Here is a 12,823-nt window from a genome sequence, read left to right as displayed (position 1 = left end):
CTTTTAAAACCTATATAGAAGATATTTGCCTAACCACTTCGTGAAGGTTCGAATCCTTCCCCTACAGCACAAAAGCCGCTCCGGTGACACCGGGCGGCTTCTTTCATTTTATGGCAGGCAAGGCTGGCAAGGTCTTTCTCATTCCTCAGCTTTTGACCAATTGTGGGCCTTTAGCTATACCTCAGATAAAGCCGGGGCCTTCTCTTGCCCCGGCTGCGGCTTTAACGATACAGGCGAGGCAGGTGTCTGTTGCTTTACCCATTCTTCCTGTAGTTGCCTGGATGTTTTCGTACTGCCATCCGGACTCCACCCCGGCGGGTAAAACACATACTTGAACTTGTCCTTCCAGGACTTTGCGCGCTTCACGTCGTGCCAGATATCCGCGAACTCATGGAAGTTTAGTTTGATAGGGTTGTGAGAGTCTGGTCCATGCAACACTCCGAACTTAGGAGCGATACGTTCCTCCCGGCTCTGAAAGGTCCCGAACAGTTTGTCCCAGATAATAAGTATCCCCCCGTGGTTTCGGTCTAAGTACTCTACGTTGCAGGCATGGTGCACCTGGTGCACACGCGGTGTGTTAAAAATCTTATCGAACCACTTTAAGTCGGGCACGAGGGTAGAGTGTAGGAAGAACTGGTAAATAGAGTTAAAGGACATGCACAGGGCGATCATGATCGGGTTAAAGCCTAGGATAGGGAGCCATATCCAGTAAATGGGCTTGTAGAGGAAGATCGTCCAGCCGTTACGAAATGCGGTACCGAGGTTAAACTTTTCCGAAGAGTGGTGCACCACATGAGCTGCCCAGAACAACCGGACCGTATGGCAAAAGCGATGGTGCCAGTAAAAGTTAAAATCGTCGCCGATCAGACACAGGGCCCACACCCACCAGGCCCATCCCAGTCCTTCGTAGCCCAGAAACTCCTCGCGTAAGGGTTCGAACAGCTTGTAAAAGACAAAGAGAAAAGCGATCTGGTAAGTCTTGGTTAAGGTGTTGATGACAGCAGCTCCAATACCGACCCAGCTACTCGCCATCGTGTCCTTTACGTCATACAGCTCTCTGTCCTCACGGTAGCTGATATAGGCCTCCGCAATGATGAGTAAAAAAAAGATAGGGACAAAATAGGCAAAGGGGTTGGGAAGGTTCTCCAGTAAGATTTCCATTTAAGGTGGGGTAAACGCGGATGCGAAATCCTGTAAAACGTATGATTCACTCTAAATTAAGCAGATAATCCGGCAATTCCCATTGCACAGCTATCTCTCCAAAACTAAGTACATGTACGAACCTGGCAACTGTAAGTATACAGAGCTCCCCTAACCGCTTCCTATACAGCATGGTAGTGATCACGTTTCCTTACTTCCTGAGCGGCTGCTCCGCCTGGCCAGTGCCTGTTAGTTTTCTGAGTGTTTCCTTGTAGTGGGGGTGCGTGGTACGCAGCAACTCATCCCAAAAACGGAAGTAAAGCCCGTAGTTGCCCCTAAAATATTTGTGGTGCATGTTATGGTTGGTAGAGGTGTTCAGCCATTTCCCCAACCGGCTATTCACCAGCCAGGCCGGGTATACCTCATACCCCAGGTGCCCATACACGTTGTACACGGTCATAAACAGCAGGAAGAGCAGGATCGCCAGCGGGTGGATTGGTATCAGCAGGGCGATGACGATAATCACACTCCCCTCCACGACCGCCTCCAGGGGGCTAAAGGAGAAAGCAGCCCAGGGCGATGGGTTTGTTGACTGATGGTGTGTCAGGTGGAACAGCCGGAACAGGCGGGGGTGATGCATCAGCCGGTGCGTCCAGTAAAAGTAGGCATCGTGTACCAACAGGGCCAGCACCACGCTCAATCCCAAGTAAGGCCAACCGTGGTCAGCTACTTCTGTGTAGATCCGGGTATAGGGCCTGATGGCATCAGAACTGAGCACAACACCTATAAAGGCAAAAACGAAGAAAGTGAAAAAGGAGTACCCTACCTCCCGCACATAGTCTTTCCGCTTCGGGAAAAGGGCCTGTATCTTAAGTTTTGCGAACCGGGCGGGGAAGAGCTTGTAAAACACCACAAAGGCCAAACCGGCTATCACGACATACCGGATGGTGAGCAAAAGGTAAAACCACCAGAACTGCTTGCTGTCCATTGCTGATTAAACTATAAAACCAATGTAGACACAAATTTAAGTACGAACCAGGTACCTGCCACCTGGTTAACCTGACAACGCCTTTAACAGCTGAATTAGTTTTTAGAAGTTGTGTTCCATCGCTTTTTACAGGACGGGAAAGCCGGATACCTGTTACGCGCAGCAACCGCAAAGTACCCAAAGCATTGAAAGGCCCCTTATATCAAGCAAGAGCTGAATCACTAATAGATTACGCCTGAAAGGCCAGGCACAAGGACCTGTTCACAAGGTAAATCGCCTCTCTGGACTCCTTCAGGTAGCGGGGCATCAGCAGCACAAAATCATGGATCATGTTCGCATACTCTTTGTGCACGACGGGTACCCCAGCTGCTTTTAACTGCCGGGCGTACAAGTTACCGTCATCCCGTAGCGGGTCGTGCTCGGCGGTGATGAGCAGAGCAGGCGGAAGATCCGGGGACAAGCTTGCAAAGATCGGCGAGCAATAAGGGTCTTTTCTGTCCTGCCCCGCCGGAAGGTAGGCGTTGCCAAACTGCGTGAGCATGTCCTGGGTAAGCAGGTAGTTCGTGTCTTCCTCGTCCCGCGACGGCAGAGAACCACTGCAGTCCAAGGCAGGGTACAGCAGCGTCTGGTGCAGGATCTTCGGCCCGCCCTGGTCCCGTGCCATGAGCGACACAGCAGCGGCAAAGTTTCCGCCGGCACTCTCGCCTCCTACGGCAAGCCTGCTACCGTCCCCTCCCAGGGCAGAGGCATTCTCTGCAAGCCACGCGGTAGCTTCATAACAATCGTGTAGCCCCTGTGGGAATGGATGCTCCGGGGCCAACCGGTACTGCACGGATACGACGAGGCAGGAAGACTGCTCCGCAATTTTCTTACAGAAATTGTCCCTTGCATCGTAGCTCCCTAATGTAAACCCGCCTCCATGAAAGTACACCCACACGGGCAACAGCCGGTCCGTTTCGAATGGCCTGAACACCCGAAGCCCTATTTCGTGCCCCTCCTGTGCCGTGAAACCCGTGTTTTGTGGTGCTGGCACTGTAGGCGAGCTTAACCCTGCAAAGCTGTCCATAAACTTCATGAACCTGTTGGTGGATGCACACCGCGCAGGCAGCGGCAAAGAGGTTCTCTTTCCGCCCAACCTGGTAAACCCAGCAAGTAGCTTTAGCGGTAAGGGGAGATTTGCCATACGTGTCAGATTGCGAGGGCTATGAAAAAGTCAGGTTTTGTATACGCCGCGCCGGCTGAACAGATACCTGTGCTTTCCCTCGACGCAGCCGAACAACAGGTAAACTGCTGTCCCTCCAAAGCCTCCCAGCCACTACCCCAGCTCTTCCCTTCACGTAAATTCATACTCCGTTACCACCGGATTAACGGAGCTGTTCGTATGCAGACACCAGAACACTTTTAATAAGACAGCAGATGCAGCATACACCGAACAAACGCCCGGCCTTGTTACTTTTTGACGTGAACGAGACCCTACTGGACCTCTCCGACATGCAACAGGCGGTAAACAAAGCCTTTAACAACGAACTGGCTTTCAAGTTATGGTTTGCCCAATTGCTGGAGTACTCGCTTGTGGAAAGCGTGACAGGCCAGTACCACGACTTCAGTGAGGTAGGGCAGGCTGTAATGCGCATGACAGCGAAAATGACGGGGCAGGATGTGCCGGAGGAAAAGCAAAAAGAACTGGTGACCATGGTGAATGCCTCCAAACCGCACCCAGATGTGGTTCCTGGCCTAGAGAAGCTACAGCAGGCCGGGTTTAGGCTGGCAACCCTCACAAACTCTCCTGCCAAGACAGGAATCCCACACCTCGAGAAGGTAGGCCTGAAGGATTTCTTCGAAGATACCCTGAGCGTGGACAGCGTGGAGAAGTTTAAGCCACACCCCAGCCCGTACCAGTATGCGGCAGACAAGTTTGGCGTGAAGCTGGAAAACCTGATGATGGTTGCTGCGCACGGCTGGGACATGGCAGGAGCCACCCGCGCAGGTGCCCGCGCAGCCTTTATCGCCCGCCCCGGGCATACGCTTTACCCGCTGGCCCCCGAACCGGAACTAACCGCACCCACCCTCTCCGACCTGGCCGACAAGCTAATACAGCTGGAGGAATAGTTCTTCCGGTTACCAGTAGCACTGTTCCTGCTACCAGTTCTTCCGGAACACCTCTGGCCTGGGCAGGCACTCTCCCATGTCATAGTGTGCTTTCGGTCCATCGCCCAACACGCAAACCCCTTTATAGAAGAGATCCACCGTTTGGGAGAACGTAGGGTCCTGCACCATCTTTTGCCAAGCCTGGTGCATGTCCTCTGACCAGTAAATATCGTCGTGCACAATAAGGGCACCGGGCTTTAGCAAGGGGAGTACCCGTTGGGTGTAATGCAAGGTGGCTTTCTGCTCGTGCTGCCCATCTATGAAGACACAGTCAAAAGAAGCTTTCTCTTTAAGTAGCACATCGATCGCCTCATCAAAGAGCATGTTCATGATGCGGTGCTTGTCCGATATCCGATCCATGTTGAGTTTCGCGATCTCACACAGGGCAGCCGAGCCTTCTATAGTGACCAGTTCCGTTCCGGGCACCGATAAAAAGTAGCAGCCGGAAAAGCCCGTGTTGGTGCCTAGTTCCAGGATTCTTTTTACGCCTGCTCCCGCTACAATACGGCGCAGCAAAATACCATGAAAGGTGGAGGAGCCGGTTTTCATGTGCGCCTCTACCGAGTTCCCTGTATACTCTCCTGGTAAAGCCTTGCCTTCTTCATCTGTTTTAAAGGTGTTGGAGTGTGGCGAAGTATAGCTGTAAATCTCTTTTGCGGTACTTAAGGCAGGTATCTGGGAGCGAAAGCGCTCAATCTCGCTGGCGAGCTTCTTTTCCTCCTCTGTAAAGGTGTGGTAGTACAGCAGTTTGGCTGCACCATGAAACTGCTGCGGTAGCCGCTTCAGGAAACTGTTTTTAAACTTACCGTAGTTTAGCACCCGCTTTACCAGGTTATCCACGTAAAAACCAACTTTTTTCATAGTGTAAATAGTGTAATATCAGGATTGTAATTACAGGGGTATCCGCATCAAGCACTTTGGCCGAACGAATAAGCAATAGATTTGTTTGCTTGTGCTCTCCGCGACGGGCTAAGGTAAAAATAAGTTAACAGTACTGCTGAAAAACGAACGAAGACCTTACTTTCTGCTACAGCATTCTTCATTTTCATTAACTTAGGAAACGACTCAGGCCGAAGTTGAGCCTGTAGTAGATGTTAATGCGCCCCAATCCGGCTTGTGACCTTACTATACTTAACCTGATCAGCCCACCCATTTAACTTATTATATGAAAAAGTTCTCTATTACTCTCATCATCTGTCTGCTAGGATTTGCAGTCCACTCTGCAAACGCTCAGGCAAAATCCTCCCCGCTTATGCTCAACCACATTGCCATCTACGTACAAGACCTCGGGCAGAGCACAGACTTTTATGAAAACGTACTGCAGCTAGAGAAAATACCCGAGCCCTTTCACGATGGCCGGCATACCTGGTTTACGCTTGGCAGCGCAGGGCAGCTGCACCTGATACAGGGAGCCACTCAGAACATCCCCCGCGATAAAAATGACCACTTGTGCTTTAGTGTTGCGTCCATAGAGGACTTTATCGCCAACCTCGACAAACACCAGATCGAGTACACAAACTGGCCGGGTACCGCCAAAGCCCCTACTGTTCGCGTGGACGGTGTGAAGCAGATTTATTTCCAGGACCCAGACGGGCACTGGATCGAGATCAACAACGACAGGCCTGGGAAATAGGGATGCCGGAGAATTACTTAAGCTGCTATGCTTTAGTTTAGGCTAAGAATTTAGGGCAGAAGCAGGAACCGCTTTTGCCTGAACGCCTAGGCCCCATCAAAAGAGTGCTGATGCTATCGCTTCCTGAAAGCCAAAGCTTATTAGCCCCTGCAATAAGTACTTATTCCCTTCCCTCCCCCGCAACCTTCTCCTCCTGCATGCTGTTCTGAATAAGATATTAAGTTATAGTATCTTTGTATAGAAGAACTATAAACGACAGAGCACGATAGTTCAAAAGAGCTTTAGGCAATAGCGAATAAAAGAGCTATAGCTTAAAGCTGTTTTGCGTGTTTTGTCAGGTTGGTTAACATGTCTTAAAACAGAATACCTTGAAAGTTAAAGATTTCTTAGAGCTTTACCGCCTCGACAGCATGGTGCAAACCATTGCCGAGCGGCTAAAGACAGATAAACCTTACCGCCTTCAGCTTAAAGGGCTATCAGGTAGCCTAGATGCCGTGCTATCCTCGGCGGTTTATACCCTGAATTACGGGCACCAACTCTTCGTGATGCATGACAAGGAGGAGGCAGCCTATTTCTATACGGACCTGAAGAACCTGCTTGGCGAAGAGAAGGAAATCCTGCTTTTCCCGACCTCCTATAAGCGCCCTTACAGCTTCGACGACACCGAGAACGCCAATATCCTGATGCGGGCGGAGGTACTGAACCGCCTGAACCAGAAAACAGGCAAAGGCGAGTTGATCGTGACGTACCCGGAGGCACTGACAGAGAAGGTGATCAATAAAAAGTCGCTAGTCGAGAATACCTTGGGCGCTAAAATTGGCGAAAAGCTGGACACCGCTTTCCTGAGCGAGATGCTGGCTGAGTACGGTTTTGAGCGCACGGAATTCGTGTACGAGGCGGGCCAGTACGCGGTGCGCGGGGGCATCGTGGATGTATACTCCTACGCCAATGACCTGCCTTACCGTATCGAGCTTTTCGGCGACGAGATCGAGAGCATCCGCACCTTCGATCCTGATACGCAGCTATCGGTAGAGACGAAGCGGGCAATTTCCATCATCCCGAACGTGCAAACGAAACTGCTGCAGGAAACACGTGAGGCTTTCCTCGACTTCCTGCCAGATAACACGACGCTTTGGTTCAAGGACGTGCGCCAGACGCTGGACGTGATTGAGGAGTACTTCGAGAAGGCGTCCCATAACTTCGAGAAGATGATGGCCAGCAGCGGGGGCACGCAGATCGTATCGGACCCGGAGCAGCTTTTCCAGACGCAGAAGCAGTTTAAACAGCTGCTCGAAGGCTTTAACGTGGTAGAGATAGGCAAGCGCTTTCATTACCGTAGTGCCGAGGTGATACAGCTACAGGCCAAGCCACAGCCATCCTTTAACAAGGATTTCCAGCGACTGGTAAAAGACCTGCACGAGCAACAGGGCGCTGGCTTTGTGAACCTGATTGCCACGGATTCTCCGCGCCAGATCAACCGCCTGACGATGATCTTTGATGAACTGGACCATGACGTGCGTTTCCAGCACCTGCCTATCTCCCTGCGCGAAGGCTTCATCGACCAGACCCTGAAGATTACCTGCTATACTGATCACCAGCTGTTCGACCGGTTCTACCAGCACAAAGCCAAGGAAGGGCACTCCAAGACCAAGGCCATGACACTGAAAGAGCTGCGTTCGCTGCAGCCTGGTGACTACGTCACGCACGTAGACTACGGCATCGGCCGCTTTGCCGGACTGGAGAAAGTGGAAGTGGGAGGCCGCCTGCAGGAAGCAATACGCCTGGTGTACCGCGACGATGATCTGCTGTACGTGAACATCCACGCGCTGCACAAAATCAGCAAGTACAGCGGCAAAGAGGGCGGCCCGCCAAGCATGAGCAAACTGGGCTCGCCGGAGTGGGAGAACAAGAAGAAGAAAGTTAAGAGCAAGGTAAAAGACATTGCCCACGAGCTCATCAGCCTTTATGCCAAGCGTAAGGCCGCACCAGGTTATGCCTACTCTAAGGACGGTTTTCTGCAGGCTGAACTGGAGTCCTCGTTTATCTATGAGGACACGCCGGACCAGGCGAAGTCTACGGAGGATGTGAAAGCCGACATGGAGCAGCCACACCCCATGGACCGCCTTGTTTGCGGTGATGTGGGCTTCGGTAAAACGGAGATTGCCATTCGTGCCGCCTTTAAAGCAGCGTGCGACGGTAAACAAGTGGCCGTACTCGTGCCTACCACCATCCTGGCCATGCAGCACTACCGCACCTTCCGCGACCGCTTGGAGCAGTTTCCGGTTACCGTAGACTATGTGAACCGCTTTAAGACAGCCAAGGACACGAAAGAGACCCTAAAACGACTGGCAGAGGGAAAGATCGACATCCTGATCGGTACACACCGTATCGTGAGCAAGGACGTGAAGTTCAAAGACCTTGGGCTGATGATCATCGATGAGGAGCAGAAGTTTGGGGTAAAGACAAAGGAGAAACTGAAGGAGATGAAGATCAACGTGGACACGCTCACGCTCACCGCCACGCCTATCCCCCGCACACTGCACTTCTCCCTGATGGGTGCCCGCGACCTTTCCGTGATCGCCACGCCGCCGCCAAACCGCCAGCCGGTAAAAACCGAACTGCACGTGTTTGATGAGGCGCTTATCCGTGACGCCATTGTCTATGAGATGAAGCGTGGCGGACAAGTGTTCTTCGTGCACAACCGCATTAAGGACATCGAGGAAATTGCCGCTATGATCCTGCGCCACGTACCGGACTGCAAGGTTACGTATGCCCACGGGCAGATGGAGCCAGAAAAGTTGGAGAAGCGCATGATGAAGTTTGTGAACGGCGAGTACGATGTGCTGGTCAGCACCAACATTATCGAGTCGGGGCTGGACATCGAAAATGCCAATACCATCATCATCAACCGGGCGCACATGTTCGGCCTGTCCGACCTGCACCAGATGCGTGGCCGCGTGGGCCGCTCGAACAAAAAGGCTTTCTGCTACCTGTTAACACCACCTGTGGCCGGGCTGCCTTCGGATGCCCGCAAGCGCCTGAGCACGCTGGAAGAATTCTCCGACCTCGGCGAAGGCTTTAAGATTGCCATGCGCGACCTGGACATCCGCGGAGCAGGTAACTTACTGGGGGGTGAGCAGACGGGCTTCATCACTGACCTCGGCTTTGAGATGTACCACCAGGTGCTGGATGACGCGATTAAAGAGCTGAAAGAAACAGAGTTCAGGGAGCTATTCCTGGGCGACAACCTGGAGCAGTTTGTGGAGCCGGTACGCGAGTGTACGATCGAGACGGATATGGAAGTGCTGATACCGGACTGGTATGTGAGCAATATCTCTGAGCGCCTGAACCTTTACAGCAAGCTTGACAGCACGAAAGACCTCGAGGAGCTGGAGAAGTTGCGCGATAGCATCGTAGACCGCTTTGGTCCTTTACCAGAGGCCGTGCAGCAGCTCGTGGAGATCGTGAAGCTGCGCTGGCAGGCCCAGCAGCTGGGCTTCGAGAAGCTGACCATTAAAAAAGAGGTGATGAAAGGTTATCTGCCAAGCGAGAACAACGACAAGTACTTCCAATCCGACACTTTTGGCAATATCCTGAAGTACGTGCAGCAGCACCCGCGCCGCTCCCGTTTAAAGGAGTCCAAGCACAAGCTGATCGTGATCGTGGAGGACATTCAAAGCCTCGCCGACGCGAAGGAAGTGTTCGAAGGCTTCGGCATTGCCATCAATGTGACGATCTAGTCAAAAAAAAGCCCTAACCGTTTTTCTCGGTTAGGGCTTTTTTCTGTCACTGTACCTGCAGGCGTAGAGGCTCTAGTCGTTTCAAGAGTTCAAAGGCTTTGCTTGCCTAACACTTTGCTCTCCTATTAGCAGCTTTGTACTACCGGCTAGTGTTTATATTCCAGTTTTTACAACATGGTTATAGGGTGTAAGGTAGCCCTCCTAAAAAATAATTTTAAACTTTTTAAAAAAGCCGGGTTACCTCTGGCCTGTTTGTGTATGAAGGTCAAAATCGAGACCAAAACACTTAATCACTAACACAAAAATGAAAAATTTATTCCAATTCGCTATCGTAGCTCTTGCTCTTACTGCTTTCACTGCTTGCAACGAAGAAGCTGCTACTACTGAGGCTGAAGCTGTAGAAACTGAAGTTGTTGAAGAGGCTCCAGTTGTTGAAGAGGCTCCAGTTGTAGAGGAAGAGGTTGTAGTTGACTCAACTGTTGTTGAGGAGGCTCCTGCTACTGAGGAAGCTGCTCACTAATAAGAGCCAGAACTACAGCAGATAGCTTATAGTTCTAAAAGCACACAAGCGGGCCCCGTGCAATTGCGCGGGGCCCGCTTGTTTTTTGTGACCGCTTATGATGGTCGTACTGCTACTTCCGTTTTAGCCCCTTCCCTATACCTGCCCCTAAAAGAAACGTAGAAAGCTTATACATCCTCTTTTAACTTTGTATCGTGATAGAATAGGATATAGCACCTTCGCACCTAAGCCGGCACGACTAGCACAACACCACCTGTAGCCCTTTCCGCTGCCCTGTTCATAACGTTTTGTTACGTTTTTGTGTACTATCTTTACCTAAGCCTAAGCTTTTCTATCCCCTCCATGGAACAACCAACTATCACACAACCCGCTGTAGACTTTGGGCAACTGTTCCAGAGCTTACCCGGGCTTTACCTGGTTTTGTCGCCAGACCTGTGCGTAACGGCCGTAACAGACAGCTACCTGCAGGCCACCCATTCCAGCAGAGACAGAGTAGTGGGGCAGTACCTGTTCGACGTGTTTCCGGAAAGCCCCACCTTAAAAGGCCTAGGCCTACCGGACGCGATCAGGAACTCGCTGTTGCACGTTGTGAAACACAAACAGCCCCACCTCATCCCGTCGCTGCGCTACGATATCCTCAACAAGGCAGGGAAATACGAAGAACATCACTGGCGCCTGAACAGCATCCCGATCCTGAACAGTACAGGAGAGTTGCAGCAGATCCTGCATGAAGTGCGCGATATCACCGCGCAGACGCTGCATGAGCAGGAGGCCCATGAGGCACAGTACAGCCTCCGGATCTTGTCGGAGGCTGCAGGGGGCACGATTTGGGACTGTGATCTGAAGCAAGGCACCATTACCTGGAGCGAATCTTTTAGAGAGTTGTTCGGTGCCCAGAACGGGCAGCTGGAGCAGGAGACTCAGGCGTGGACAGAGCGCACCCATCCCGACGATGAGGAAAGAGTAAGAAGCCTTTTTAAGAAAGCCATGGCGGCAAAGGAAAAAGCCTTTGCCCTGGAGTTCCGCTTTCGCCGTTTGGATGGCTCTTATGCCGATGTGCTGAGCAACGGGTATATCGTTTATGATGCCGCAGGGGATCCTTTGCGGGTTATTGGATCTGCCGTGGACATAAGCAAACATAAGGCGCGGGAAAGGCAGCTGGCGGAAGCAAACGAGCGTTTTCAACGAATCGCCCTGGCTACGAACGATGTCGTCTGGGACTGGAACCTGGAAGACAACATGATCTGGTGGAACGAGGGGTATAAGACGCTTTTTGGTTATGAGGAAAGCGAGATAGACCCTACCGTTGCCTCCTGGCTAAATTTCGTGCACCCGGAGGACTTACAGCAGATAGAAAGCTCCATTTATGCGGTGATTCATAATGGCGGCGAGCTGTGGGAGGGCACCTACCGTTTCCGTTGTGCCGATGGCTCCTATAAGTTAATACTGGACAAAGGCTTCGTGATCCACAACAGCAAGGGAGCCGCTACCCGCATGGTGGGGGCGATGGTGGACATCACCGAAAAGCAACGGATAGAGCAGGAACTGGCCGCTACCATGAACAGGCTGCAACAGGTGTTGGAGTCCTTGCCGCTCTTAACCTGGACGGCTACTCCTGATGGCCTGGTGGACTACTATAACCAACGCTGGTACAGCTTTACGGGCGCAAACCTGGATAAGATGAAAGACTGGGGGTGGCAGCGCTTTATACACCCCGACGACCTGGAGAGAACCACTGCTCAGTGGCATCATTGCATTGCCACCGGCGAAGATTTTATGTCGGAGAACCGGTGGCGCTCTGCGCAGGACGGAACATACCGCTGGTTCCTGGCCCGTGCCGTTCCCCTACGGGATGCTGATAACCGCATTCGGATGTGGGTAGGCTCTCATACAGACATAGAGGACCACAAAAAAGCGGAGGAAGAACTCATGGAGAAGAACCTGGAGCTGGAGCGCATTAACCGGGACCTCGACAGCTTTGTGTACACCGCCTCCCACGACCTTAAGCTGCCCATCGTGAACATGGCCCGCATCTTTGAGGAGCTCGTTCAGAACGCCGCTTTCAGCGACCCCGACGCCCCGAAGCTGATCGAGCTTTTTAACCGGTCCCTACAGCAGCTCCACAACACCATCCATGATCTAACAGAGGTGGTAAAGGTGCAGAAAACAAAGCACCGCAACCTGGAGGAAGTTAACCTGGCGGAGCTGACCGAAGACGTAAAAGTAAGCATACAGGACATGCTGCAGGATACCGGCGCCCAAATTCACACTGACTTTTCCGGTGCCCCTACCCTGCACTTTACCCGCGCCAGCCTAAAGAGCATCCTCTTTAACCTCCTTAGCAACGCCATCAAATACCGTGATTTTCAGCGGGTGCCGGAGGTCTGGCTCAGGTCCGTACAAAAGGGCCGCTTTGTGGAACTGCAGGTACAGGACAACGGCCTGGGCATCGACATTAACAAGCACGAGAACAAGCTGTTCCAGATGTTTAAGCGCTTCCACAGCCACGTGCAGGGCTCCGGCCTGGGCCTTTACATCGTAAACAGACTAATGGCGAACCACGGCGGCTACATCAACATAGAGAGTAAGCTGAACGAAGGAACTACCTTTTACTTATACTTTAAACAAAAGAAAGCGTAACAAAAGCAGGAAGA

Annotated in this window: 9 protein-coding genes; 5 read left to right on the top strand and 4 right to left on the bottom strand. The window is 52.0% G+C overall.

From position 1 onward, the window contains the following. Positions 1 to 174: 174 nt before the first annotated feature. The 3 genes from CHB92_RS17425 to CHB92_RS17415 form a co-directional block, all read right to left on the bottom strand. Entirely contained in the window at positions 175 to 1,161 is a 987-nt protein-coding gene (locus tag CHB92_RS17425) for a sterol desaturase family protein (RefSeq protein ID WP_089320522.1), read from the bottom strand. Positions 1,162 to 1,351: 190 nt separating this feature from the next. Continuing rightward, positions 1,352 to 2,128 carry a sterol desaturase family protein gene (locus CHB92_RS17420; protein ID WP_089320521.1) on the bottom strand — a complete coding sequence of 259 codons (777 nt, stop codon included), beginning with the start codon at positions 2,126 to 2,128 and terminating at the stop codon, positions 1,352 to 1,354. Positions 2,129 to 2,357: 229 nt separating this feature from the next. Next, complete coding sequence (locus CHB92_RS17415; RefSeq protein ID WP_179223090.1) at positions 2,358 to 3,161, bottom strand: alpha/beta hydrolase; 804 nt, start codon at positions 3,159 to 3,161, stop codon at positions 2,358 to 2,360. 383 nt (positions 3,162 to 3,544) lie between these two features. On the opposite strand from CHB92_RS17415, the gene CHB92_RS17410 reads away from it, so the two are divergent. Beyond that, complete coding sequence (locus tag CHB92_RS17410; protein WP_089320519.1) at positions 3,545 to 4,237, top strand: haloacid dehalogenase type II; 693 nt, start codon at positions 3,545 to 3,547, stop codon at positions 4,235 to 4,237. Positions 4,238 to 4,267: 30 nt separating this feature from the next. Here CHB92_RS17410 and CHB92_RS17405 read toward each other — a convergent pair whose 3' ends face one another. After that, on the bottom strand, positions 4,268 to 5,137 hold the full coding sequence (locus CHB92_RS17405; RefSeq protein WP_089320518.1) for an O-methyltransferase: 870 nt from the start codon (positions 5,135 to 5,137) through the stop codon (positions 4,268 to 4,270). 304 nt (positions 5,138 to 5,441) lie between these two features. On the opposite strand from CHB92_RS17405, the gene CHB92_RS17400 reads away from it, so the two are divergent. From CHB92_RS17400 to CHB92_RS17385, 4 genes are all read left to right on the top strand, one after another. After that, on the top strand, positions 5,442 to 5,909 hold the full coding sequence (locus tag CHB92_RS17400; protein ID WP_218824274.1) for a VOC family protein: 468 nt from the start codon (positions 5,442 to 5,444) through the stop codon (positions 5,907 to 5,909). 368 nt (positions 5,910 to 6,277) lie between these two features. After that, a complete protein-coding gene (gene mfd, locus CHB92_RS17395; RefSeq protein WP_089320516.1) occupies positions 6,278 to 9,649 on the top strand; it encodes a transcription-repair coupling factor in 3,372 nt (1,123 codons plus the stop codon). A 304-nt stretch (positions 9,650 to 9,953) separates the two neighbouring features. Continuing rightward, complete coding sequence (locus tag CHB92_RS17390; protein WP_089320515.1) at positions 9,954 to 10,169, top strand: hypothetical protein; 216 nt, start codon at positions 9,954 to 9,956, stop codon at positions 10,167 to 10,169. Positions 10,170 to 10,511: 342 nt separating this feature from the next. Continuing rightward, positions 10,512 to 12,809, top strand: coding sequence for a PAS domain-containing sensor histidine kinase (locus CHB92_RS17385; protein ID WP_089320514.1), 2,298 nt, complete (start codon positions 10,512 to 10,514; stop codon positions 12,807 to 12,809). The last annotated feature ends 14 nt before the right edge of the window (positions 12,810 to 12,823 follow it).

It is taken from the genome of Pontibacter ummariensis (assembly GCF_900188175.1).
GTDB classification, from domain to species: domain Bacteria; phylum Bacteroidota; class Bacteroidia; order Cytophagales; family Hymenobacteraceae; genus Pontibacter; species Pontibacter ummariensis.
The sequence above is the reverse complement of the archived record's forward strand: the minus strand, read 5'-3'. Positions and strand labels throughout refer to the sequence as shown.

Excerpts from the sequence above, each read along its gene's own strand:
- CHB92_RS17405 (WP_089320518.1), bottom strand. The coding sequence starts at position 5,137 with ATGAAAAAAGTTGGTTTTTACGTGGATAACCTGGTAAAGCGGGTGCTA.
- CHB92_RS17385 (WP_089320514.1), top strand. The coding sequence starts at position 10,512 with ATGGAACAACCAACTATCACACAACCCGCTGTAGACTTTGGGCAACTG.
- CHB92_RS17400 (WP_218824274.1), top strand. The coding sequence starts at position 5,442 with ATGAAAAAGTTCTCTATTACTCTCATCATCTGTCTGCTAGGATTTGCA.
- CHB92_RS17390 (WP_089320515.1), top strand. The coding sequence starts at position 9,954 with ATGAAAAATTTATTCCAATTCGCTATCGTAGCTCTTGCTCTTACTGCT.
- CHB92_RS17410 (WP_089320519.1), top strand. The coding sequence starts at position 3,545 with ATGCAGCATACACCGAACAAACGCCCGGCCTTGTTACTTTTTGACGTG.
- CHB92_RS17425 (WP_089320522.1), bottom strand. The coding sequence starts at position 1,161 with ATGGAAATCTTACTGGAGAACCTTCCCAACCCCTTTGCCTATTTTGTC.
- CHB92_RS17420 (WP_089320521.1), bottom strand. The coding sequence starts at position 2,128 with ATGGACAGCAAGCAGTTCTGGTGGTTTTACCTTTTGCTCACCATCCGG.